The organism is Legionella fairfieldensis ATCC 49588 (assembly GCF_000621525.1).
Taxonomy (GTDB): domain Bacteria; phylum Pseudomonadota; class Gammaproteobacteria; order Legionellales; family Legionellaceae; genus Tatlockia; species Tatlockia fairfieldensis.
Genome location: NZ_JHYC01000018.1, coordinates 52,720 through 77,361, shown reverse-complemented (window position 1 = coordinate 77,361; position 24,642 = coordinate 52,720). Strand labels below are relative to the sequence as shown.

The window sequence follows — 24,642 nt, the reverse complement described above, 5'->3', positions numbered from 1 at the left end:
TGTGAAGCTAACTCGTACTAATTGGCTGATTGTCTTGACCATATAACCTGAGTAACTTCAGGTTATCCTGAATGTGGATGATTGAATCGTGCTCTTTCTTTACCCGGTCTGTTTAATACAGACTACAACCGTTTTTCCTGGCGACCATAGCGGTCTGGAACCACCTGATACCTTACCGAACTCAGCAGTGAAACAGACTTGCGCCAATGATAGTGTGGGGTTTCCCCATGTGAAAGTAGGGCATCGCCAGGACTTTATTAGCAAGCGGCTTTAAGGCCGCTTTTTTTTATCTGCTCTCCTGCAAATTATCTCACCTGCTTTCTATCCTTTACCTATTAAAATAGTAGCTTATTAATTAATAAAAATATTGCATCTCTATAAAATAAAAGCGTTAAAGTATACTTATTTTCTCGTAAGCAAAAAAAAAATGCAGTAAAATTAGGTACCCTTAAAAGGATTAGAGTATATGTTGGTCCAATATATTGAGGAATTCATTAATGCGCTAACTGAGATGACAAACCAGTTAAGTCAGCAGGATTTAGATTTTCTTCGAGCTTTTCAAGAGAAATACTCGTGTTTCACCTCACGGAAAACGATTGAATTAAAAGTAATTCCTGAAGGTCATGATGCAATCGTTATGGAGGAAGGCAATAGACTTGATAGAAATGGATATTTGGTTGAAAGCGAATCAGACACCCTTGATCTTGACTGGATCCTTGCCTCTTTCAATAGACGATGGTTTCTTGTGGCTGATACTAATGAGGATTATACTGTTAATTCCCAGGGAGTGAATGCCCCCTGGATTACTTTAGCCAAGAATTTGGCTATGGTATTGAAAAAGCATTATTTGTTAATATTGATCCCTGTCCTTGTAAATACCATCGAACCTAATGATTTTTCGCAATTAAAACAGCTTAATGATCTTCGAGTTATTTTCCGTTCAGATAATAATATCTGGCATAGTATTATAGCGCTCTTTAATGAATTGCAAATATTTTCTGGTGTTTTTGCTATTCTCGATAAACCAAAAAGTAAACCAAGAGCACTGACACTCAATGAATTATATCGCATTCGCCTTAAAGAAAACCGATTCATTCCTAAAGACAATGAGGTAAATGAACTCAAATTTAAGACTAAATGTGGAAAAATGTATTCCAGTTTTTGGACCTATTTAATAAAAGAATGTGCTCCTTCATGGCAACAAAAGGGCTATTATCCAATACAGTTATTTTCGGAGTTACTTGAACTGATTGAAATATATTTTGATTCAAAGACAAGAAAAAACGATTTGGAATTATTTAACAGGGCCTTTAAACAATTTGCTGATGAATTAGCGCTGTGTTCCGTAGCGGATGTTAATCATTTATACGGTGCTTTAATTAAAGTTAATAATGAAAGCTTTTTTTTGCTGGAAATTCTATTGGATTGTAAAGATAATTCCACTGACTTAAGTGAAAAGTTACTGAGTGTAGCATATTGGTTGTGCCAATTTAATCCTGCTTTAATAAGTCCAAATAAAGATTTAGAAATAGTATATAAACAACTTAAGGCGGGACTTTATTTAGATGTTAGCCAGTTGCATGAGCTAATTATTGCTTTGGATGTCGGTGAAAATGATCGAGTAACTGTTCTACGAAATAAAATACTAAGGGAGCTTGAATCTAAAACAATAATTCAGCCGCTTATTATTAAGATGATAGAAAGAATGTATGAAATACGTTCGGATGAAATTATTGATACCGACAGAGATTATACTTATTGGCCTCCAAATAAAGTAAATATTCCCTGGATGCGATTGGCTCAATATTGGGCCGGTTATTTATCGGCCCATGGGCAGATTACTAACTACTATAAGTTGTTAATACCCACTTTAAATTTAAAACAACTTGTTGAACCTATAACCTGCGAACCCATTACTGATTTTCCCTTGTTTCATTACATCAGATCCTCTACCGGAGAAATATTAATTTATTTGCCTAATTGTATTAAATATCATAGAGAGAAAGGGCTATTTTATTATTATGAAAATAATCAATATAAGCCGTTGAATATGATAGAAATTGAACGTATGAAACATGCAGCGCCAGAATTTTATACTTATTTTCAAAATGTAAAAAGCTCGCAAGATACTATTCCAGTGAGCAAAGAAACCATTGATAAATTACGTACATTAGTGAATGAAAGCTTATGTCCCTCAGGTTTAATACAGAGCAAAATTCCTGAAAATTCATTAAAGTTGGCAGAAGAGAGTTATGATCGATTTTTTTTATATCTCGATCATAATCCACAAGAAAAAGAAAGGCTTTATCAACACCTGATTCAGCTGGATGATTCCCGAAAAACCTTTGCAGAACTTATAACGTTAATAAGAGAAGGTAAAAGATGTATTGCGGGAAGCGGAAGGTATTTTGCCCAGTTAATTGTTAATTACGATCCGATTACGTTATTTCGATCTGAATTAGAAAAAAGTGAAAAGGTTAATATTAAAAATATGAGATCGTGCTCAACTAAACAGGTTTATAGTGAATACAATGATCTTGATGAAAATGAGGCCACTCGTCGACTATTAATTATAATCGTTTCCTTGATGACCCATTCTTTTAAATTTTCTTTGGGAAAACGCTTTATACAAACAATAACTGAATTTTTAGCAGGAGGAAGTTCCTTATCTATTGGAAATGAACAAAATAAAGTTACAGAAACAGGTAATCAGATCTATCATTTATTAAAAAAAAATTTTGAAGAAGGTTCTTTTGATAATGTACGTTTTAGCTATGTCTCATTGATTGAACATATCGTTAAACCGGCATTAAATGATGATAAGCCAGGACGTGAAGAGGATACAAAAAATTGGTTAAAAAGCTTAGCAGATGGTTCGCTATTCAGCGCAGAAGGTAATACTTGTTTTGAGCCAAAGGACATATTGCGTATATTGGCTGATATGATTAAAACTTATCCAAATAAATCTACTGAAAAAGATCTATTCGAAAATTTACATCAAAAAATAGAACAAATATTGAAAACATCGGAAAATAATTATCAAAAATGGGTGCAAGTCAACATAAAATTCATTCGAATTTTAAACAATGATAACTTAGATAATGCAAATCGTGCAAAAATTATCTCATCATTAAGAGATCCTAATAAAGACAATACTAACCAATCTTCAGCTTTTATAAATACACGAAGCAGTTTTTTTGGGGCCTCCAGGCTGGATCAGCCCGAAAATAATTCTATTAAAGAGTTCTCCGCTATGAATCTAAGATGATGAGCAATTTTAAATGAAAATAAGTTTAAGTTATTCTATGTTCTGTGCTAAGTATAAGAAACTTATCACATTTGAAAATCTGCTCTAATTTTTCTAAAGTTATTGTAACGTTTTGTGGATACCAAGCCTTTTTTTAAAGCAGCAATTATAGCACATCCAGGGCTATCAATATGATCACAATTACGAAATTTACATTGAGGAACAAGTGATCTGAATTCAGGATAGCATTGAATAATTTCTGCGACAGGCATGTGCCATAAACCAAATTCGCGAACACCGGGAGAGTCAATTAAGGCTCCTCCGCCAGGTATACGATAAAATCGCGAATTAGACGTGGTATGGCAACCTAATTCAGAGTTAACGGAAATTTCTGCTGTTGTAATTTCTTCATGAGGTAAAATTGAAGCAATCAATGACGATTTACCAACTCCTGACTGTCCAACAATTATACTTGTATGATGATTGAGGGCCTGTTTTAGAAGTACATGGCTGGATTTGTTGTCTTTAGAAGTTAATAAAACAGAATAGCCGAGAGGATGATAAGTAGTGGATAGCTCCTGCTGAATAGCATCGCAAGGTAGGTCGACTTTATTGAGCACAATGCAGGTTTTAAGACCTAAATGCTCAACCATGATCAGGTAACTGTCAAGAAGTACCCAGCTTACTTCCGGTTTAGGAGCAATGACTATAACAACCTGCGTGATATTGGCAGCCACAGGTTTACCTTCTCTTCGTTTATCAGGACGAATTAGTACTGTTTGGCGAGGATAACGGCTAACAACAACTCCCTGAGTTTCCCCTTCCTCTTGCCAGATAACGCGATCACCGGCAACCAGAGAGTCGATGTTGGGACGAATAGAACAATGAATACGATTTCCTTTTAAATCTTCAATTTCAGCATGACGACCGAAACGGCTAAGAACCAGGCCCTCTTGTACAGATGATGTTTTATCACTATTTGTTTTTTGGCGATACTCAGCCTGAAGTTTTTCAATACGTGCAGATTGCTGTTTATTAATTCGTCTTTTACTCATAGTTTAAACATAGTCTATAATTGTAAGCGATCAAATTTCCTATTGTACATTATGAAGGCAATATAGAGTAATGAAAGTTTATTTAGTCGGTGGAGCTGTTCGTGATCAATTATTAGGCTATCCAGTAAAAGAAAAAGACTGGGTTGTTGTAGGGGCGACGCTTAAACAAATGCGTGATCAGGGTTACCGACAAGTTGGGCGTGATTTTCCTGTTTTTCTTCATCCCAAAACACAAGAAGAATATGCTTTGGCCAGGACAGAGCGTAAGTCGGCACCAGGTTATTATGGTTTCGTCTGTGATTATGATCCGCATGTTACATTAGAAGATGATTTAAAACGGCGCGATTTAACTATTAATGCAATCGCTATGGATGAGCAAGGGCAATTAATTGATCCCTACCAAGGCCAAATGGATTTACAGAAGAAAATATTACGTCATGTGTCATCTTCTTTTGTGGAAGATCCTGTCCGGGTTTTGCGTGTAGCCCGTTTCGCAGCACGTTATCATCATTTAGGGTTTAAAGTGGCGGATGAAACACGTTCTTTAATGTATAATATGGTTAGACACGGTGAACTGGCTCATTTGGTTGCAGAACGAGTATGGCAGGAATGGCAGCGTAGTTTAACCGAAAAAAACCCAGAGGTTTTTATTTCTACCTTAAGAATGTGTGATGCGCTTAAAATTGTTTTACCAGAAATGGATGCTTTATTTGGTGTCCCTAATTCGAGGCGTTATCATCCTGAGGTGGATAGTGGTATCCATAGCTTACTGGCTTTACAGGCAGCGACAAGGTTATCAGATGATCCCATGGTTCGTTTTGCAGCCCTTTTGCATGATTTGGGAAAAGCTGCCACGCCTATGCAAGAATGGCCAAAACACCATGGTCATGAAGAACGAGGTATAACTATTATTGAAAATTTGAGTGAACGGCTTCGAGTTCCTTCTGAGTATCGTAAATTTGCCGTCATGGTATCGCGTTATCATTTAATCATTCACCGGCTTTTTGAATTGCGGCCCAATACTATTGTCAAAACTCTTGAGCGAACTGATGCATTTCGTCGTCCGGAACTTTTTGAAAAACTTTTACTGGTTTGTGAGTCGGACGCGCAAGGTTGTGGACGAAAAATAGAGTATAAACAGGCTTCAAACTGGCGCTATATTGTAACAGAGTGTGCTAAAGTATCAGCGCAACAGGTTATGAAGCAAGGTTTTCAAGGAAAAGCGATTAAAGAAGCCTTACATCAGTGGCGTGTAGCCTGTGTGAACCTGATCACAAATTCCTGGAAACAACATGAAAAACAATAATAATTTAATTTGGATTGATTTGGAAATGACCGGTCTTGATCCGGAAAAGGATCATATTATTGAAATTGCAACGGTTATAACGGATGCACACTTAACTATTTTGGCAGAAGGTCCCGTGCTCGCGATTCATCAGGATGAATCGTTATTGTCCACTATGGATGAGTGGAATACCAGGCAACACAATCAATCAGGATTGGTTAAACGAGTGTTAGAATCAACAATCACTGAAACAGCAGCAGAAAAACAGACTATTGAATTTCTTAAAAAATACCTGGATAAGGGAAAATCACCTATGTGTGGCAATAGTATCTGTCAGGACAGGCGGTTTTTGTATAAATACATGCCTCAATTAGCTGCTTATTTTCATTATCGCAATTTGGATGTGAGTACTTTAAAGGAATTGGCAAAGCGATGGAGGCCGCAATTATTAAATGGTGTAGTGAAAGAATCCAAACATTTAGCCTTGGACGATATTAAAGATTCAATTGCCGAACTGGCTTATTATCGTCAACATTTTATTAATTTAGCGGAATTATCATGATTGAACGAGAACTATTAACATTGCCCAATGAGGCCGATAAATTATTATTACACTCCTGTTGTGCTCCTTGTTCAGGAGAAGTCATGGAGGCTTTGTTATTTGCACAAATTAATTTTTCTATTTTTTTCTATAATCCTAATATTCACCCTGTACAAGAATATGAAATCAGAAAAGAAGAGAATATTGCATTCGCCAAAAAACATAATATCCCTTTTATTGATGCGGATTACGATAAAGATAACTGGTTTGCCCGGGTGAAAGGATTGGAATGGGAACCTGAACGTGGTAAACGCTGCACAGTTTGTTTTGATATGCGTTTTGAGCGTACAGCTCTCTATGCGTATGAACATGGTTTTCCGGTTATAAGCAGCTCCCTGGGTATTTCGCGTTGGAAAGATATGAATCAAATTAATGACGCTGGTGTGCGTGCTGCCAGCCGTTATCCTGATATTGTCTATTGGACCTATAATTGGCGTAAAAACGGCGGCGCGGCAAGGATGTATGACATTGCCAAACGGGAGAATTTTTATAAACAGGAATATTGCGGTTGTGTTTATTCTTTACGTGACACGAATAACTGGCGAAAGCAAAATGAGCGAGAGCGCATTAAAATTGGCCTTAATTTTTACACAAATGATGAAAATGTTACTTCTTCAGCGCAAGATAATTAGAACGAGGCGCTCATGATTTTTCATGAAATGGAAGACAAGAACGAGCATAGTCATTCCCATTGCCATACACATTCCCATCATCAGCATGGTAATGTGCAGTTTAATCGTGCGTTTTTAATCGCAATTCTGGCTAACGGGTTATTCGTAGTTTGTCAGATAATTTTTGCTTATATTGCCAATTCAACAAGTCTTTTAGCAGATGGAATTCATAATCTGGGTGATGTTTTAAGTCTCATTTTAGCCTGGATTGCCAATCGTTTATTGAAGCGTAATCCTACTGAACATACCACTTACGGCATGAAAAAAACATCAATCCTGGCTGCATTGGCAAATGGGATTTTGTTGGTTTTTACTTGTGGGATTATTGCCACAGAGGCAGTGTATAAATTACTTTCTCCGACTGAAGTGAATGCATTTTCGGTAATAATAGTGGCTGGTATAGGTATTCTGGTTAATGGAGCTACAGCACTATTATTTTTACGCGGATCGGATGATTTAAATATTCGTGCTGCTTTTTTGCATTTATTTTATGATGCGTTAATTTCTGTGGGGGTAGTCATTTCGGCAATTCTTCTCCATTGGACCCGTTGGCTTTGGATTGATCCTGTCGTTGGGTTATTAATTGCCCTGTTAATTTTAAAAGGAACCTGGTCGCTTTTTACAGATAGCTTTCGTTTAATTATTGATGGAGTACCTCGGGGTATATCCTGGTCTCAAGTGCGTGAAGCGTTACAGGGTGAAAATGGAGTCAAGGAAGTTCATGATTTACACATTTGGGCGATAAGTACCCAAGAGAACGCTCTTTCAGTACATCTCTTTATGCCTGAAACCTCACTCTCTGATGAGTCTCGGCAACGTTTGGTAAAAATGCTGAAAGAAAAATACAATATTCATCATGCTACTATCCAGGTAGAACATGATCTCAAATTCTGTGAAGATGCTTGTACTCCAACTTTAAGTTAAACGAGGGTATTTTATTCAAGATGTCGATAATGTGACGGATCTTTCTGTCAGTTTGTGTTTACCCAACTACTTGTTAATTCCGGCAGTAATTTTCGAGTTTTGTTGATTTGCCAGGATTAATCCTTGACGATAGGCTGTACAAGCACCGGTTTGATCATTGAGACGTTCCAGTAATTTACCCAGTTCTTCGTAGGCTTCAGGGCTGGCTGTCAGAGTAATGCTTTTTTCAAAATAACTTTTTGCTTTGCCCCATAAATCATTATGAAGACTTAAACGCCCCAGACAAAGATAGATTGCAGCAGAATGAGGGTGTTTTTTAAGCAGTGATTCAGCGAATGTCAGTTGTTTGCCGTTTCCTGGAATGAGTCCGTATAATGTTATTATTTGTTCGTCATAATGTTTGCGTAAACAGTGACGTAAAACTTGCTCAGCCTTTTTTGATTCATTATGAGCGATTAAAAACCGCGCATATTCGGCCATTAGCTCTGGGTCATACGTTAAATTTTTAGGTAATTGCGCTACCATTTTGGTAAGAGCATCATTTTGGGAATATCTGGCGAGATCCGACATGGCCTGGAGATAGCTTTGTTGCTGGAGTTTTTCAAACGCTTTGCCTGTAATAACCTGATGTTTTTTTAATTCAGGTAAAAGGGCTATTAACTGAGGCCAATCTTTAACTTCTTTATAAAGATGCATCAGCAGTTTTAATACGTAAGGATGATGAGGAGCTAAATCCTGTAAATGGCGCAAAGTGGCGAGCGCTTGTTCCCATTGTTGATTGGCAAGTTGCAATTGTGCCTGCGTTAATTCCACTGCTATTTTAGCGTCTGGCATTGATTGTTGAGCTTCACGAAGGTAATCATCACGAAGTTGGTTATCACCCATTTCCTGGGCTGCTCGCGCAGCTGTCAGATAATTCAGTAGAGGGCTGTCTGTATCAGGCAATGCTTTAATTAAATGATTTTTAGCCTGGGACCAATATCCTTCGCTAAATTCAATCAGTCCCTGGCGGGTTTTAGCCTGGGCTTTTAACGCACGGCGTTTGGCCCGCCAGTTACGAATAGCTGCTGGGCTTCTGCCAATTTTTGCCAATAAGAGCAAAAAGCCATGAAGCAGAAAAAATACGATAATTAAAGTAAAAACGGCAACCCATAGGGTAGTTTCAAGACTCCAATGATTAAGAGTAAGCAATAAATAACCCGGATCGTGGCTTAGCTGAATCCCTAAATAGACGGAAGCAAGTAAGATCAAAAAAATGATTAATAGACGAATCATGAGGATTTATCTCCTTCCGTGGTAGTTGGGGCATCAACAGGTTGAACCCTGTGGGATTCTATCCATTGATTGAGAAGAGAAAGGGATTCTCCAATAACAGGTTTTGAGGTTGGTAATTTAGTCTGTTGCAGCGTTTTTAATTGTTGAATTACAGCTTGTGTAGCGCTGGCTTTTTCATCGAATGCACGTGTTATATTTTCTAACGCCTGATTTAATGCCAATTGATAAATTGCTGAATTATTTTGTAAGATCGCCCATTGAGCTTCCTGAAGATTTAAACTGATCCTGTCTTGTAATAAAGTCTGATGAGCAGGAGACAATAAAGGTTCGATCGCTTTATCATTACGACGAATAACGACCAGGTTTTCAAGTTTATTCATACTATTCTGCAATTTCTCCCGCCATGATGAAACAGTGGCATTGGCTATCTTGTTTTCTTTATTGCTTTGTATGAAAGGTTGTTTGATCGGCAACTCTAAGAGAGCATGCTGGAGGGCATCTAATTGGCTCAATAAACCAGTGACATCAATTTTAGGCAGCGTTTGTAATTGGGCAATTTCTTTCGCAATAGTTTGTCTCACTGTAAATAAGTGTTGATCCGTTGCCGTAGCTAATAATGAATCAGCCTGTTGGAGAAGTGCAATGGTTGTTTGCTGATCATCACTCCAATGCGCTTGAATTTGTGCCAATTCCAGATAGTAGCGTGCTTTTACTAAAAGCCAATCCTGTTTCTGATAAAAACGTTGTTGTAAAGCAGTTTGCAGGTTTTTATCCAACACCTGGATTTGTTTTTGGGTAACACTTTGTGTTTGATTAAACGTTTCTAATGCGTTGGAAAGACTATTTTTTATAGTTAACTGCTGTTGCTCTAACGAATCAAGCGCATCGCGCGAACTTTGCGTTTGTTGGAGGTTAAATTGGCGTGATTGTGAGTTGGTATAAAAATTATATAAGGTAACAAGGAGGGCAATAATAGCGAATAATAGAGCTAAACACGAAGCCCACGGTTTGAGAATGTCAGTTGCGCTAACGGGGGCAGGATTTTTTACTGCCGTGTCTTTTGTAACCGTTGTTGAGTTGCTTTGTTCATCATTGCTATTGGCCATGAATTAATCCTTGATTAAATTGATACAACGTCTTCAACAGGTTTTCTGGACTACTTACCAATATTGTCTGTATGCCGGCTAATGCAGCAGCTTCTGCCAGACGTTTGCTAATTACCAAACCGGGCTTACTACATAGCCAGGTATAAGCCTCTTCACCAAACAAGGTAAAAAGGTTGTTCATTGCTTGCTCGCTTGTAAAGAGTATAATATCTACAGCATCATTGTGCCATAAGGAAGAAATATATTGAGGGTTCGGCTCAGGCAATTGACGTCGATACACGTTAACAGGAATCAGGTTTGTGCCACGAGCAGTAAGACCTTTTTCTAATACATCTCGCCCTTCCTCACCTTTAATCAACAAGATGGTTTTATGGTGAATTGCCCGCATGATTTCAAGTTTTAAGAGATGTTCGCTATCAGTAATAGCAGGAATCCAGTCAACTCGGATATGATACTGAGCCAAAGCAGTGGCAGTTGCCGGGCCAATAGCAATAATCTGAATAGTGGATGGCCATTGTAGTCGTTCTTGTTTCAGAGAAGTAAAGAAATGAGTCACAGCGTTTGCACTGACAAAAATGGCTTGATCAACTTTATGAAGCACAGGTAAAGAAGAGAGCCAGGCCCTACTCGTAGGGACAATGGTAAGAGCTGGACATTCGATAGCAGTACCCCCTGCGGTCTCAATAGCCTGGCTTAATGCTTTGGCCTGTTCTACGGGGCGAGTATTAAGTACACGCAATCCTTGTAATGAATTCATGAGGAAATAGTCAGTAGTTTATCTGCGCCTTTAGCCAACAATGCTTTTGCGCAAGTGTCCGCCAGTGCTAATGCCTGGGATTGAGGCCCTGTTTGTCGGTCATGAATGACTCGTTTGCCATCAATGCTCAATACTTTGGCGCGAAGTAATAATTGTTTCTCTTGTATAGTACAAAAAACTGCCAGTGGAACATGGCAGTTCCCACCAAGCAATGCATTAACATGACGTTCACATTGTACACAAAGTGCGGTAAGTGGATCATTGAGAGGCGATAAAATAGTCGTTATTGTTGTATCATTAGTACGACACTCAATGCCTAGAGCGCCTTGCCCACAAGCGGGTAGCATCAACTCTTCAGGTAAAATCTCACTGATTTTATCTTGTATGCCCATGCGCTCCAGTCCTGCGACAGCCAATACGATGGCATCGTAGTCACCAGTATCCAGTTTTTCCAAACGGGTATTAATATTACCGCGTAAAGGTTTTATATTTAAATCAGGGCGAGCTGCCAGGAGTTGAGACTGGCGGCGTAAGCTGGCCGTGCCAATAGAGCTCCCATGCGGTAACGTTTGGAAATTATGTCCGTTTTGGGCAATCAGTGCATCGAATGCATGGTGTCTTTCACAAATAGCAGCGAGAGAAAGGCCCTCGGGAAAGGTAGCGGGAACATCTTTCATTGAATGCACGGCGATGTCAGCCCGATTTTCCAAAAGCGCTTCTTCCAGCTCTTTAACAAAAAGCCCTTTGCCACCCACGGCTAATAATTTGTCTTTAAGAAATTTATCACCTGACGTTACCAGCGGTATAAACTCTATAGTAAGCGTTGGCCAATGTTGTTTGATTTGTTTGCCGACGTAATGGGCTTGCCATAAAGCAAGAGGGCTTTTTCGGGTCGCGATGCGCAGCGTTTTGATAGTCATTACACTAATTATTTAAAAGCAGGTGTCCTAATCATATCATCTTTTGTGCGAGATTTTCTTATGTCAGATTGCATTATAGAAAGATAAAAGATTAATTTGAGCTTCTTATAGAAGATTCGGAAGCAATGAGTGAGGTCATTTTTTGAATACATCAAGTAACGTATTAATTGTATTAATAAGGAGGTCATTTTGTAAAATTAATTAATCAATGTTATTTTGTATAACACGGTGTTTTATATTTTTTAACATTGCTTGCTGATTCTCAAGGATGAGTTGATAGTTCGCTAGCTTGATGCGTTGATAACATTGCTCAGGAGGAGCCATGCAACAGTTTTCAATACCCGCTTGCTATTTTCCCAGTACTGCCTTGTTTATAGATGATAGCCATGATTTTTGGTTAAATTTTGTATTACATCTGGATGAAAGTTTAGCTTATCGTATTTTTGATTCACCTTTTCATGCACTTGATTGCATTGATAAGAAGTACCGCGAATCAATGGATTTAATTAATGCAACGGAGGTAAGAACTATCCATGCAGAAATTTATAATCCAGCCCGTTTTTCTGAAATGTCAGTGATTATAGTAAATCAGGATATGAGGGCGCTTAGCGGATTGGCGTTTTGCCATCGTATTAAAAATCCTGATATAAAAAGAATCCTGTTAATTAACCAGTCTGATGAATCGCTGGCAGCGGAAGCTCTTGGAGAAGGTTTAATTCATTGTTATCTTTTCAAAGAAGACCCAGATGTTGCCAAGTCGCTTGGCACAAAAATTTATGAACTCCAGTTTCAGTATTTTCAAGCAATATCCGATAAAATAACTCATCGTATTTCCATGAGATCTTTGAGTTGTTTGCGTGATAAAAAATTCGCTGCTTTTTTCCATCAACTGTGCCAGCAAAAAGGGATTACTGAATATTATTTAGCTGATCATTCAGGAAGTTTTCTCTTATTAAATGACGATGCCAGAGTGAGTTTTTTTCTAGTAAAAAATGAAAAAGATATGCGCCTGCATTATAATTTAGCGGTAGAGAATAAGGCTAGTGAAGAGATTCTTACGCAGCTATCAAACGGCGAAAAAATTCCTTGTTTTGGTCAACCTAATTTGCTTTTGGATGAATGGAATGCTTGGTCTACCTGTTTAGTGCCAGCCCAACGTTTTGTAGCTGATCAAACGTATTTTCATGCCTATGTGCACGGAGCGTTGCTACTTGATATACGGCAGGAGCAAATTCTTTCTTACCACCATTATCTGGATGCTATTGATGTTGAAGAGTTATTTTTAGTATAAGATATATTGCGCTGGATAATTAAAAATGGGCTAAAATATTCACAATCCACCTGTTAAGTCTTCATTAGCTTCTAATCCGCACGCAATTAGCCCAAATGCTATGAGGGATGGTGTCGCGCGGAGAAAAAGCGACTTACTCAAACATTCGGGGTCAGATGGGGTGGCAATCGCCATATGAGCAACTGCATGAACAGCCAAAAGAGCTTGAACATGCTCCTGGGGATACCTTGCGTTTGTTGATTTAACATAAAAATTTGGCTAGGAATCTGGCTTACATTTTTAAATTCCGAAGAGAGATTAGTTGTTAATTTAATGATCGTTAATTTGTCTCGGGTTTTTGATTAAGTTGTTTAATCTCAGCCTCAATGACTCTGCCTTTAATTGCGCGCTCGTGTCATCAATATAGTGTAACACCTTCACTACAAATATTTCCTTCAACTCCCGTATGATTTAGTAAAAATAAACTTTGTTGAATTTTGGCCATTTAAAATGGCTTTAATATTAATGGAGTTATGCGCGCAATGATTAAACTCAGCTTTTTGCCGAGCGCAAGGACAATTGCTTACGGCATTCGGTATTACTGATACTTATACCACTACATTATCTTGGGCTTGTAGCTTAACTATCACAAATATTTCTATGTTCATTACGAAGTAAAAAATTAAAATTTTTTGAATTTGCATAAAGTTCTAATTCACAATTCTGCTTTAAACGGGCATCCGTCATCGCAGAGCAGGAGGTATATTTTTTGCAGCCTATTTCTTCTGCTATGGCCTTAAATGCATTATATCCTGGCACATTAGGGTTTTGCTTCATGTAAATACACTGATTATAGCTAAATATATTTGTATTTATCGGATTGTCTTTCATAAGATTATAAAAATAAGAAGTAGAAAAATTTATACCCATTATAATTGGGATTATTGCAGAAAAGGCAAAATTTTCAGTTAAATTAGCGAACCATTTTTTCGGGATAGCCTCAATAAAACCTAATAGTTTTTTTGACTGATGCAAAAAATTCAACAAAAAAAGCGTTAATATTATTGCTAAAGAAATCATTTCTTTTTTCATCATGCTAAAAGGAAGTTGATTTATTGGTGTACCATCCTTTATAGCCTGATAACTCATATCAAATATTTTAACCATTAGTAAGGGTACAAATAATATTGCTACAAATTGAAATGCAAAAATCCAACGATAAATAAATAAAAAAAGATTAAATGCATTATCAAGAAGAAGAGTTCTCCTATTAAATCTATAAAAAATAGTGATCCATGCCCCTACTAGTAAAAAGATAGATATCGACATAATTAAAGATATTTTTATGTTCAACCACATTAATGTTTTATAATGAAATTGGTTTGCTAAATCCATCTCCAAATATTCTCGATATATAATTTTAAAAACCCAACTGACTAGCCCATCAAATGTATCATAAGGAAAGCCAATAATAAGAAAAGTAAAAGTACTGCAAAATATTATAGTGGTGATAAAGTCTTTTGAAATATTTTGATTCGAATTAATGATAAAACCATTTTTGAAAACGGTAACTAAGTTTTGCAGTTTTTTAGCTAAATCCATTACTATCCTTGATTATTCAGACCTTCAGTAAGGAGCACTGGTGGTACTCAATAATGAAATTTCAATAACCCATTGATTTTATTGATAGGTCCACTAGAACTTGAACCTAGACCAACGGATTATGAGTCTGTATTTTACTTCTTTTAGTAACTTCTAATTATTCTCAATACCTTTTAAAAGCCTTTTAAATAAAGGGTTTATAAGCCATAATCAGCCGCATTGAATATTATTGTGTTTTAAATAATCTGTCTACATGGTGTCTACATGAGATTATTGAAGGAATGACGGCTGTGAATCAAAATACTTTACGACTGACTAAATCAGTCATTGATAAACTCGAACCTACCGCTGGAAAAGATCAATCTTTCTATCGCGATGAAACCTTGAAGGGCTTTGCTCTGAGAATTACTGCTAGCGGTGTGAAAAGCTTTGTTGTGGAAACACGCATCAATGGGCGTGTGAAGCGAGTAACCCTCGGTAAATATGGCAATATTACTGCTGAGGAGGCGCGTAAACAGGCCAAAACTTTGTTGGGCAGTGTAGCCAGAGGTGATGATCCTATTGCTGAAAAGAAAACCCAAAAGGTTAATGCCATGACTTTGAATCAGGTGCTTAATGATTATCTGAAGGCACGCAAAGATTTAAAGCCAAGAACCTTGACAGATTATCACTGCGTACTCCACGAGGTGGTTTCAGACTGGTTAGATAAGCCCATTACCAAAATAACCCGCGAGATGATAGCCAAACGTCATTCGGAGCATGGTACTACTAATAGCAAGGCACGAGCTAATAATGCCATGCGAGTACTAAGGGCGTTATTTAACTTTGCCATGTATGAATATCAAAAAGGTGATGGCCAGCCGATTATTGCGGTTAATCCGGTGAAGTACCTGTCACATACTCGGGGGTGGTTTCGGGTGGATCGTAAACAAACTGTTATTAAGCCGCATCAGCTTGCAGACTGGTACAAGGGTATTACCCAATTGGTGGAAAGAGAAGCATATCGTAATGCTTTATTATGGCATGATTACTTTTTGTTACTGCTATTTACTGGAATGCGTAAAACTGAAGTGAGCTCTTTACGTTGGGAAGACATTGATTTGAAATCCAAAACCATTACGCTACAAGATACTAAGAACAGAGAAGTTCATACCTTGCCAATGTCAGATTTTATTTATGATCTTTTAGATCGAAGAAACCTCCAGAGAACCAGTGAGTTTGTATTTCCGGCTGATAGTAAAACTGGTTATATTAATGACCCTAAAAAAGCAGTATTAAAAGTGGTGGAGTTATCAGGTGCTCCATTTACTCTGCACGATTTACGTCGGACTTTTGCTACCATAGCTGAAGGATTAGATCTCCCTGCCTATGCTTTAAAGCGGTTGTTAAACCATAAAATGAATAATGATGTAACAGCCGGTTATATCATGCGAGATGTTGAACGTTTAAGAAAGCCGATGCAACGCATTGCTGCCTTTTTAATTGAACATATGGCTTCTGGTACTCTGCATTCGGCAAATTTTAATGACGATATTGGGATGCTTTCTCAGGAAGAAATAGTTGGAATAGCTGATTAAATTGACAAAATTAACAGTTATGGTTTAATTTAATTGCTATAGTTAAACTAAAAGTATATCTATGACATCAAAAATAAACTGGCTCTTAAATAATTTTACCGCAGGTGAGATTCTGCTGCAGTCGTGGCTATCGACTCATGATATTACACCTCAGTTGGCGCGAAAGTACTGCCAGAGTGAATGGCTAGTGAAATTGAGAACGGGTGTTTACTATCGAGCTGGTCGTAAACCTGAATGGCAGAATGCAGTTTATTGTCTTCAGACTCAGAACCACTCAAAGATTCATCTTGCAGGTTTAACAAGCTTAACTTTGCAGGGTAAATCACACTACCTGCAATTGGAAACAGAATCTATTTGGATAAATATTCAAGGAACAGCTACTTTGCCCAAGTGGTTTAAAGCTTTTCCAGAAATGTCTTTATCCGAGAATAAAACACCGCAGTGGGATGTTATTAAAACATCTAAGCTAGACAGTATTGTTGAGAATGATTTAACTATCGTGGAGGTAGAGGGTATTAAAATAAGAGCAAGCAACCAAGAATTAGCTGCGTTTGAGGTGCTTGAAGCTGTACCCTCTGTTTTATCATTTGAGCATGCTGCAGAACTGTTCCAAGGGCTAGTAAATTTAAGTCCACGGAAAGTTGAGTCTATTTTAAAAAGAAGTGATTCAATTCAAACGAACCGCCTGTTTTTATTCTTGGGGCATTTCTATAAACACCCGTGGGTTGAGCGATTGAATGAATCTGCAATTAATCTTGGTTCAGGAAAACGTCAAATAGTCTCTGAAGGGAAATTAGAGAAACGATATCAAATTACCGTTCCAGAACAATATATAAGTAGTGAGTAAATATGAATAAACAATCCCCATATTACAAGCAGGTGTTACTGCTTATCCGTTTAATTCCCATTATCAATCAAGAAACCTGCTTTGCCTTAAAGGGGGGAACCGCAATTAATTTGTTTGTGTGTGATTTCCCACGGTTATCTGTGGACATCGATTTGGCTTATTTACCCCTTGAGTCACGCGATGTGGCTTTAACCCATGTGCGCAAAGCTTTAGCCGAGATCGCGACAAATATTAATCAAATACCGAATCTTGTTGCCGTTTTACAAGATAACAAACCAGATGAAATGCGCATTATAGTTGAAGATCGATCCCTACTGAATAAAGGTACTCAAGTAAAAATAGAGGTTTCGCCAGTTGCTCGTGGCACTCTTTTTCCTCCTAGTGATCGAGACGTTGTGGCGTTAGTAGAAAATGAGTTTGGTTTTGCATCCATGAAAGTCGTTTCTTTACCCGATCTTTATGGCAGTAAATTATGTGCGGCTTTAGACCGTCAGCATCCTAGAGATCTTTTTGATATTAAAATTCTGTTAGAAGCTCAGAATATTGATCGGGAGCTTTTTAATGGATTTATCACTTATCTTATAAGCCATAAAAGGCCAATCTCTGAGATCATGAATCCACGCTGGAAAGATATCACTCAAGTTTTTCATCGTGAATTTAAAGGAATGACAGCTGAAGCAGTAAACCTTGAAGACCTCACAGTAATACCAGAAAAAATGGTTCGAGCCCTTAAAGATAATTTTACCCAGCAAGATTATGAGTTTTTAATATCGTTCAAAAAAGGTGAACCTAATTGGTCTCTTGCACCTAGTGAACAAATTCAATACTTACCGGCAGTGCAATGGAAGCTTTTAAATATCCGCAAAATGCCTAAACAGAAACACTTGGAATCTATAAAGTTGTTAGAGATGACAATGAGTAATTGGCTTGAAAAATAGTGGACTGAGAGCAAAACGACTCACAGTTTAGCTCAAATACTCGCTTTTCAGTTTATATTTAACATCATAGTTAAGCTAATAGTGTAAGTATATCGATATATATAAACTAATTGCTTATTTGAATATTTTTAGTAATTGTAATGTTGACAGGGTTTTAATTTAGCGTAATAATCTTTTCAGGCTTTTAACAAGCCCTTTGGGATTATTTTATAGCCCTCAATGGACACCTATAAAACCCCATGGGAGAACTTCACTTTGGCCTCAGACTTTTTCGCAGCCCCATTGTGAATAAATAGGAAAAACGCGCAGCCCTGAATAAGGACAACTGAAGCACCTATGACGGTCAGATGGGATACCTGTTGATGGATTGTCAATTCGTTGTTTTGCGTAAGCAAAACTTTAATTGAACATCGATTGATGAGGTTATTCCATGGCTACTAATAACGTATCTCGCATACAATTTCTAAATGAATTTGATTCAGCACCCCATTCAGCATTATTTAATCAACAAACTATAGCGGCAGTCCTAAATTGTTCCACGCAATTATTAGAACGTAATCGGTGGTCTGGGGAAGGAATTTCCTATCTCAAGATTGGCCGGAAGGTTTTATATCGAAAAAGTGACGTCTTGGTTTTTCTCCAACAACAAAAAATCTATCGTTCAACCAGTGATAAAGGTGAATCAATCGTTTGTAAAAACGAATTGGTTTGATAGCAAATATAAAGCTCTTGGAAGGTTATATTTCTATCAAAAGGTTCACCTTCCGCGAGCTCATGTTGGAGATTCTCATGAGCAATTATAATTTACATTTAAGTATTGAACAATTTCGTGTTGCAATGATCGCCTCAGGAATACCTGCGCCATTAGAAATTCAAGGTGATGGGATAATACATCGATTTTATATTCAAGGAGACAATAAAGGATCGAAGAACGGTTATTACTCATTCAATTATGGTGAGATTGCGTGGGGGATATTTGGGAGCTGGAAAACCACCCCATTACAAACATGGTGCTCCAAAAACTATACAAGAATGAAGCAGAAAGACGTAGCGAAACTTAGGGAGAAAATTGCAGAGGCAAAGCATCTCTATAGCATTGAGCGAGCTAGGAAACAGGCCATAGCTGCAAACAAAGCTGAGTGCATTTATTCCAATGCTGCTCCTGCTAAATTGAATCATGCTTATTTAGTTCAAAAACAAATTAAAGCATTTTGTGCACATCAAACCGGGAATCATATTGTACTACCCATTACGGATTTTCAAGGCAAATTATGGAGTTTGCAGTACATCTCATCAAACGGGAAAAAATGGTTTTTAAATAATGGTTCTATTACCGGACATTTTATTCCAGTTCAGTATAGTCAGACTAATAAACAACGCATTTTAATCTGTGAAGGCTTTGCAACGGCTGCAACAATAGCTGGTATTTATGCTAAGGATAATGTTCTTAGTGCCTGTAATGCTGGAAATTTGAAATCTGTTGCTATTCGTACTCGGCATTATTTTCCCGAAGCACAAATAATAATATGTGCTGATGACGATAGACTAACGCTAAATAATCCTGGTTTAACTATGGCAAGAGAGGCTGCATGTGCTGTTAATGCTCTTTGTACTTCTCCCCATTGGCCAGATGGTGCGCCTCCAGATTTGACAGATTTTAATGACCTCGCTTGTTGGCTTGCTGCAACAAAGGAGGAAGTAATATGAGCAATATTAATGATGCTATAAGGAGCTCTATTGATAATGCCACTACTCCTGAATGGTCTAATCCTCAACCACTGCTAGCAAAATTGGAACCTAAACCATATCCATTAGATGCATTACCAAATGTCATTCGAGCTGCTGTGGAGGAGGTGCATGGTTTTGTTAAAGCACCTCTAGCTCTAGTAGTTTCTTCCGCATTATCCGTGCTTTCTATTGTGGGACAGGCACATGTTGATGTGAAGCGTGCTGATCAATTGACTGGCCCCACAAGTTTGTTCTTTTTAACAATAGCTGATTCAGGTGAGCGTAAATCTACATGCGATACTTTTTTCAGTGATCCAATCCGTGATTATGAAAAAGAGCAGGCTGAGTTGGCGAAGCCTTTAATAAAAAAACACAAGGCATCTATGCAGGCCTGGGAAGCAAAATATAATGGGATTAAGGAAAAAATTAAGGGCTTGGCGAGATCGGGTAACAATACTGAGGCACTAGAGAACGCTTTACATGATTTAGAGCAAAAAAAGCCAGAAATAGTACGTATTCCACGTTTGATTTATGTAGACGCAACGCAAGAAGCGTTAGCTTATGAACTTGCAAGTAATTGGCCATCTGCAGCCCTATTTTCTGCAGAAGCGGGAGCTGTATTCGGTGCGCATGCAATGCGTAAAGATTCGGTAATGAGGACGCTATCCGCATATAATACTTATTGGGATGGAGGAGTTTTACATATTGATCGTAGGACTACGGAATCCTTCAGTGTTAGAGATGTGCGGTTAACAATTGGTTTTCAAGTGCAGCAGGCAGCATTAGCTAGTTTTCTTGAGCATTCAGGCGCCTTAGCAAGAGGTATTGGTTTCTTTGCTCGTTTTCTCATTTCTTGGCCTGAATCTACACAGGGATACAGAGAGTTTACTGAAGCTCCTAAGGATTGGCTTGCGCTATCGGCATTTCATCGGCGTATCCAAGAACTTTTGAATACGCCTATTCCCATTGCTGAAAATGGAGCTCTTACTCCAGCTTTGTTGTCCATGTCTATAGAAGGACAGAAAGCATGGGTATTATTTCATAACCGTGTAGAACAAGAACTTAGAAGTGGAGGTGATTTTTATGAGGTTCGTGATGTAGCGAGCAAAATTGCAGATAACGTAGCCCGTTTAGCTGCTCTTTTCCATCTGTTTTCAGGAATAGATGGGGATATAGGTCTGGATGCATTAGAGTCGGCAATACAGATTGCTACATGGCATTTAAATGAATCAAAACGTTTTTTTGGTGAACTTGCTTTACCTGAGGAGATAGTAAATGCAATTCGATTGGATAAATGGTTAATTAATTATTGTCGTATGCATGGCTCAAATATTGTTTCACGGCGTGAGATTCAAAGGGGTATTACTCCTGTGAATTTACGTCAAAAGCAAAATCTCGAGAATGCTTTAAACGAATTAATCGAGGCTGATCGTATATTGGTAATATCAGAGGGACGGTGTAAAACTATTTATTTGAACCCAGCACTTTTAAGGAAAATAGTAGATAGCGACTGTCGCAGTCATATATTATTGGTTGTTAAATTATTAATAGTTTTAGGCAAGAAAATAAACATTCAGGAGAGTTTATAATGAATTTACTTGGAACAGAGGATAAACCATTTTCAAATGACTCTTTAAAGGAAAAATTTACCAGGCAGATTCTTCACGAGAGCGCATTGGCCAGCAATAATATGAAAGACACTGGTTTTAATTTAGAGCACGCTAAAGAGGAAGCTAAGAGTGCTTTGCTAGCGTTAGGTGCAAATAATAATGGATTGGAGTCAATGATTGCCGCACAGATGTTGTCTATTCATAAGCTGCAGCAAAAAACAATGTGTTATGCACAAAACATTAATAACTTTAAGTTAGAACAGTATTACATTAATTCTGGCGTAAAATTGGCCAAATGCTTTGTTCAACAAGCAAACCTATTAGCCAAATTACAAGGTATGGGTGGTCAAAAAATAACCGTTGAACGAGTGGAGGTACACCAAGGTGGCCAAGCTATCGTGGGTAATATTCATAGGGGTGTGGGTAATAAGGAAAAAACATGAAAACGACCTCTTGTACCGTAGAAAAAATTTATGCTTTTAGTAAGGCACCAAGATGTGATGCAAGATCAAAGCGTAATGGTAAACCTTGTAAAAACCCAGCTGTTAAAGATAAAAAGCGCTGTAGGCTTCACGGTGGAGCCGTAGGGTCTGGGGCTAGATATGGGAATACTAACGCTTTGAAGCATGGAGAAACAACTGGTGAAGCTAAGGCATTCAGGAAAGAGATTAGACAGGCAATTCAGCGTAGTAAAAATTTTCTCAAAGATCTTGTGTAGCTAATTAAATTGGATTTCAATTTTGAAATTAGCTTAATGATGGGAGGGGGTATCCGGTTTTTTGCGACCAGGGCGCTCATCCGGTGGGGCGTAATATTCTCAAGTCTTCTGCCAGCGCATTTCAAATAATGATCATAATTTGAACTTTCGTGCGTGTTTGGCGTTTTTTGTTTGCGATTATAACCATTTCATAAAAAACACTGTTATTTACAACCAAAAAGTGTTTTTAGCAGCTTTTAGATTTTTTACTAGCTAAATCAAATACATTGATATTTAATTGTAACCAATGTTTCTATACAGCCATATCTTGGATCAAAATTTTGGCATTCAGATGTGCCTCTGTTAAAACGCTCTGCAGACCGATAACCCCAAGATTTGCATCGTGCAGTAGCTTCAGTAAGTGCCTTATCCCACTGAATTTCAGGTTTCTCAAATAAGCCATAGTTGAATGACATTTCAATTATTCCATCTGAACGGCTGCCTCCCGAGGCTTGGGGGACTTTGATTGTTGCACATCCATTGAGAGAAAGAGTAAAAAGGAATATCAATGTTAATTTAAGAAAATTCATACAGGCACCTTATAAATCATACGTTCATGTAATAGTTACGGTTTAATTTAATACTTAAGACTTCAATATATTGATTTTATAATTTAGAAAATATTTTGTTGGATAATTCATCACCATTTCTTCTTTCTTGAGGAGTAAGGATTTCCTGCATCATTTCAATTTCTTGCTGAACAGTTACATATTTCCGTCCTGGAATTTTATTAGTTCCCATTTTCCCAGCTATTTGCATCCAAGCATAAGCTTCAATCAAGTTATTTGGCGTATGAACTAGTGAACCGTATATACTTGCTACGGCATAGGCGCATAGGCCTTCTTTCATATGTGCACAATGCTTAAACTGTTCGATAGCTTTTTTCTTTTCTGGATCATTACCAAATCCTGCAGAATATAAAGCACCCAAATAGAAGGAAGCTGACCAAGCAAGCTTGCCATCCTCTGATCTAAATTCGCAATCTGCATTACTAAGATAATGGAATGCTTTTTCATTATCCTCTTTACGAAAATAAGCGATACCAGTATTTAATGAACAATATTTATTTCCTCGGTTTGCGCATGCTTCTACTGATTTCATTAAAGCATCCTCGTTGAGATGAGATATTTTTGCACCCCCTAAAAGATTATTATATTCTTCAAAATCTTTTAGTGGTGCTTCAATAGCGAATCCAGCAAAACTAATTGTGGCCAAAACAGCCGTTAATAAATTTTTCATATAGACCCTAAAAATCAAATTTAGCGTTTAAATATGGCATGAGCTTTTGTGGCGACATTGCCTATTAGTGAAAGCATAATAATGAGAATAAATGGCCCAAAATATAGTAAAAATGCTGATAGCCAAGACCAATTCCACGCATCAACAGCCCCATACATCCCTACCAGAGTTCCAATGATAGGAACTTGAGCAATAAAAAATGCTAGGATTGTGGCAATAACCCCATGCAGTCCATACCAAATTTCAAGTCCATCAACTATTGCAAAAAACTGCCAAAATCCTATGATTAAATAAATTGGCCAAAGCATTTCAAGCTCCTCTTGTATTAAATAGATTATTTATGCGAACATGAGTTAGTACAGCATGTATTCCCAACGCTAAAGCTACTAAAGCATCCCAAATAGCCCATATCTCTCGAGAAAAATAAATTGGAATTACTGGATTAAAAAGAACAGTGATAAATGCCAATATTACTACGAATGGTGTAATAGATTTGGTATGCGAATACTCATTAATGGTTAAGTAGCCTGCACAACCTGTAACAACTATCCTCAGGAGTCTATAGTAGCCATATGGCCACGGTAGGAATGACAACAGAAGCATACTAACTGGCACTAGCCAGATAACTTTATTTTTCATAAAAAGGAGCTCTTCTAATTAAAATAGTAAAAGTATTTCTCTCTTTTGCGGAAAGAAATTTAGTTTTCCTTGTTTTTATTAAAAGACGATCCGGTCCAATTTAAAGCAGTATACTTAATTAATTTTCTTTTGTATAGGATTACTAAGTATCGAAAATGTTTAAAAACTTAGATTCTCTAAGTTAATTTATAACGATCATAATTTTCGATGACTGATTCGCCTCTCTGTAGAAGGTTAAAAGAAGCTCGCTTAGCAGCTAAATATTCCCAAAAAAAATTGGGTATAGCTGCTGGTATGGATGAGTTTTCTGCAAGTGCGCGCATGAATCATTATGAGATTGGTAGACATACCCCTGATTATTCCACTTTAAATCGTATTGCAACAGTACTTGGGCTTCCTGTAGCTTATTTTTATGCTGATTCTGATGAGTTAGCAATGTTGATTAAGGACTTTAGAAGGCTAGCTGAGACTGATAGAGCTTCAGTTGTAAAGTTGGTTAATTCGTTATCCAATTCTTAAAACCTGGATTAGGATCTACGGTAGCGATATGGTTTACATCTGATCATCTTATACAATGCTATTTTCAATTGAATT

Annotated in this window: 26 protein-coding genes and 1 rRNA gene; 17 read left to right on the top strand and 10 right to left on the bottom strand. The window is 37.6% G+C overall.

The window, feature by feature from the left end; translation table 11 throughout:
• Positions 1–136 precede the first annotated feature (136 nt).
• Together rrf and T345_RS0106700 are read left to right on the top strand one after the other, a co-directional pair.
• Positions 137–252 (top strand): 5S ribosomal RNA (rrf, locus tag T345_RS0106705).
• Positions 253–466: 214 nt separating this feature from the next.
• Positions 467–3,268, top strand: coding sequence for a hypothetical protein (locus T345_RS0106700; protein WP_028388667.1), 2,802 nt, complete (start codon positions 467–469; stop codon positions 3,266–3,268).
• A 65-nt stretch (positions 3,269–3,333) separates the two neighbouring features.
• On the opposite strand, the gene rsgA is transcribed toward T345_RS0106700, so the two are convergent.
• Positions 3,334–4,302, bottom strand: coding sequence for a small ribosomal subunit biogenesis GTPase RsgA (rsgA, locus tag T345_RS0106695; RefSeq protein WP_028388666.1), 969 nt, complete (start codon positions 4,300–4,302; stop codon positions 3,334–3,336).
• A gap of 70 nt (positions 4,303–4,372) precedes the next feature.
• Here rsgA and T345_RS0106690 point away from each other — a divergent pair, with 70 nt between their 5' ends.
• Genes T345_RS0106690 through T345_RS0106675 form a run of 4 tightly spaced genes read left to right on the top strand, consistent with a single transcriptional unit; the run spans position 4,373 to position 7,783 of the window.
• Complete coding sequence (locus tag T345_RS0106690) at positions 4,373–5,608, top strand: multifunctional CCA addition/repair protein (RefSeq protein WP_028388665.1); 1,236 nt, start codon at positions 4,373–4,375, stop codon at positions 5,606–5,608.
• The gene (gene orn / locus T345_RS0106685) at positions 5,595–6,149 is read left to right on the top strand and encodes an oligoribonuclease (protein WP_028388664.1); all 555 of its coding nucleotides are present in this window, start codon (positions 5,595–5,597) and stop codon (positions 6,147–6,149) included. Before T345_RS0106690 ends, orn begins: the two co-directional genes overlap by 14 nt.
• Positions 6,146–6,820 (top strand): epoxyqueuosine reductase QueH, encoded by a 675-nt coding sequence (locus T345_RS0106680; protein ID WP_028388663.1) that lies wholly within the window; start codon positions 6,146–6,148, stop codon positions 6,818–6,820. Before orn ends, T345_RS0106680 begins: the two co-directional genes overlap by 4 nt.
• A 12-nt stretch (positions 6,821–6,832) precedes the next feature.
• On the top strand, positions 6,833–7,783 hold the full coding sequence (locus T345_RS0106675) for a cation diffusion facilitator family transporter (protein ID WP_028388662.1): 951 nt from the start codon (positions 6,833–6,835) through the stop codon (positions 7,781–7,783).
• A 66-nt stretch (positions 7,784–7,849) separates the two neighbouring features.
• On the opposite strand, the gene T345_RS0106670 is transcribed toward T345_RS0106675, so the two are convergent.
• From T345_RS0106670 to hemC, 4 genes are read right to left on the bottom strand one after another with little or no spacing between them, the layout of a single operon-like run.
• Positions 7,850–9,058, bottom strand: a complete 1,209-nt coding sequence (locus T345_RS0106670) for a heme biosynthesis HemY N-terminal domain-containing protein (RefSeq protein ID WP_028388661.1) — start codon at positions 9,056–9,058, stop codon at positions 7,850–7,852.
• Positions 9,055–10,164 carry a uroporphyrinogen-III C-methyltransferase gene (locus T345_RS0106665; protein ID WP_028388660.1) on the bottom strand — a complete coding sequence of 370 codons (1,110 nt, stop codon included), beginning with the start codon at positions 10,162–10,164 and terminating at the stop codon, positions 9,055–9,057. The genes T345_RS0106670 and T345_RS0106665 overlap by 4 nt, the downstream gene beginning before the upstream one ends.
• Positions 10,154–10,921 carry a uroporphyrinogen-III synthase gene (locus T345_RS0106660; RefSeq protein WP_028388659.1) on the bottom strand — a complete coding sequence of 256 codons (768 nt, stop codon included), beginning with the start codon at positions 10,919–10,921 and terminating at the stop codon, positions 10,154–10,156. Before T345_RS0106660 ends, T345_RS0106665 begins: the two co-directional genes overlap by 11 nt.
• Positions 10,918–11,841: a hydroxymethylbilane synthase gene (gene hemC / locus T345_RS0106655; RefSeq protein WP_028388658.1), complete on the bottom strand. Its 924-nt coding sequence runs from the start codon at positions 11,839–11,841 to the stop codon at positions 10,918–10,920. Before hemC ends, T345_RS0106660 begins: the two co-directional genes overlap by 4 nt.
• Positions 11,842–12,163: 322 nt before the next feature.
• Between hemC and T345_RS0106645 the strand changes: the two genes are divergently transcribed.
• Together T345_RS0106645 and T345_RS15595 are read left to right on the top strand one after the other, a co-directional pair.
• On the top strand, positions 12,164–13,132 hold the full coding sequence (locus tag T345_RS0106645) for a response regulator (protein WP_028388657.1): 969 nt from the start codon (positions 12,164–12,166) through the stop codon (positions 13,130–13,132).
• Positions 13,133–13,239: 107 nt separating this feature from the next.
• On the top strand, positions 13,240–13,377 hold the full coding sequence (locus T345_RS15595) for a hypothetical protein (protein ID WP_156935629.1): 138 nt from the start codon (positions 13,240–13,242) through the stop codon (positions 13,375–13,377).
• A gap of 373 nt (positions 13,378–13,750) precedes the next feature.
• Here the strand turns inward: T345_RS15595 and T345_RS0106635 are convergent, their stop codons facing one another.
• Positions 13,751–14,713: a hypothetical protein gene (locus tag T345_RS0106635; protein WP_028388656.1), complete on the bottom strand. Its 963-nt coding sequence runs from the start codon at positions 14,711–14,713 to the stop codon at positions 13,751–13,753.
• A 281-nt stretch (positions 14,714–14,994) separates the two neighbouring features.
• Here T345_RS0106635 and T345_RS13745 point away from each other — a divergent pair, with 281 nt between their 5' ends.
• The 8 genes from T345_RS13745 (at position 14,995) to T345_RS0106595 (ending at position 22,131) form a co-directional block, all read left to right on the top strand.
• Positions 14,995–16,290: a tyrosine-type recombinase/integrase gene (locus tag T345_RS13745; protein WP_084273752.1), complete on the top strand. Its 1,296-nt coding sequence runs from the start codon at positions 14,995–14,997 to the stop codon at positions 16,288–16,290.
• 61 nt (positions 16,291–16,351) lie between these two features.
• Positions 16,352–17,137 carry a type IV toxin-antitoxin system AbiEi family antitoxin gene (locus tag T345_RS0106625; RefSeq protein WP_028388655.1) on the top strand — a complete coding sequence of 262 codons (786 nt, stop codon included), beginning with the start codon at positions 16,352–16,354 and terminating at the stop codon, positions 17,135–17,137.
• Between the two features lie 2 nt (positions 17,138–17,139).
• Positions 17,140–18,075, top strand: a complete 936-nt coding sequence (locus T345_RS0106620; protein ID WP_028388654.1) for a nucleotidyl transferase AbiEii/AbiGii toxin family protein — start codon at positions 17,140–17,142, stop codon at positions 18,073–18,075.
• A gap of 430 nt (positions 18,076–18,505) precedes the next feature.
• Positions 18,506–18,787 carry a helix-turn-helix domain-containing protein gene (locus T345_RS0106615; protein WP_028388653.1) on the top strand — a complete coding sequence of 94 codons (282 nt, stop codon included), beginning with the start codon at positions 18,506–18,508 and terminating at the stop codon, positions 18,785–18,787.
• A complete protein-coding gene (locus T345_RS0106610) occupies positions 18,784–19,782 on the top strand; it encodes a toprim domain-containing protein (protein WP_131777742.1) in 999 nt (332 codons plus the stop codon). Before T345_RS0106615 ends, T345_RS0106610 begins: the two co-directional genes overlap by 4 nt.
• Positions 19,779–21,392: a YfjI family protein gene (locus T345_RS0106605; RefSeq protein WP_028388651.1), complete on the top strand. Its 1,614-nt coding sequence runs from the start codon at positions 19,779–19,781 to the stop codon at positions 21,390–21,392. Before T345_RS0106610 ends, T345_RS0106605 begins: the two co-directional genes overlap by 4 nt.
• Positions 21,392–21,856: a hypothetical protein gene (locus T345_RS0106600; RefSeq protein WP_028388650.1), complete on the top strand. Its 465-nt coding sequence runs from the start codon at positions 21,392–21,394 to the stop codon at positions 21,854–21,856. The genes T345_RS0106605 and T345_RS0106600 overlap by 1 nt, the downstream gene beginning before the upstream one ends.
• Positions 21,853–22,131, top strand: coding sequence for an HGGxSTG domain-containing protein (locus tag T345_RS0106595; protein WP_051555167.1), 279 nt, complete (start codon positions 21,853–21,855; stop codon positions 22,129–22,131). The genes T345_RS0106600 and T345_RS0106595 overlap by 4 nt, the downstream gene beginning before the upstream one ends.
• Positions 22,132–22,388: 257 nt before the next feature.
• Here the strand turns inward: T345_RS0106595 and yecR are convergent, their stop codons facing one another.
• The 4 genes from yecR to T345_RS13735 all read right to left on the bottom strand — a co-directional run bounded on the left by yecR (position 22,389) and on the right by T345_RS13735 (position 24,048).
• The gene (yecR, locus tag T345_RS0106590) at positions 22,389–22,700 is read right to left on the bottom strand and encodes a YecR family lipoprotein (protein WP_028388648.1); all 312 of its coding nucleotides are present in this window, start codon (positions 22,698–22,700) and stop codon (positions 22,389–22,391) included.
• A 76-nt stretch (positions 22,701–22,776) separates the two neighbouring features.
• Entirely contained in the window at positions 22,777–23,409 is a 633-nt protein-coding gene (locus tag T345_RS0106585; protein ID WP_028388647.1) for an SEL1-like repeat protein, read from the bottom strand.
• A gap of 20 nt (positions 23,410–23,429) precedes the next feature.
• On the bottom strand, positions 23,430–23,717 hold the full coding sequence (locus T345_RS13740; RefSeq protein WP_051555166.1) for a hypothetical protein: 288 nt from the start codon (positions 23,715–23,717) through the stop codon (positions 23,430–23,432).
• A gap of 1 nt (position 23,718) precedes the next feature.
• Complete coding sequence (locus tag T345_RS13735; protein ID WP_051555165.1) at positions 23,719–24,048, bottom strand: DUF6804 family protein; 330 nt, start codon at positions 24,046–24,048, stop codon at positions 23,719–23,721.
• Between the two features lie 207 nt (positions 24,049–24,255).
• Between T345_RS13735 and T345_RS0106570 the strand changes: the two genes are divergently transcribed.
• Positions 24,256–24,567, top strand: coding sequence for a helix-turn-helix domain-containing protein (locus T345_RS0106570; RefSeq protein ID WP_028388646.1), 312 nt, complete (start codon positions 24,256–24,258; stop codon positions 24,565–24,567).
• The last annotated feature ends 75 nt before the right edge of the window (positions 24,568–24,642 follow it).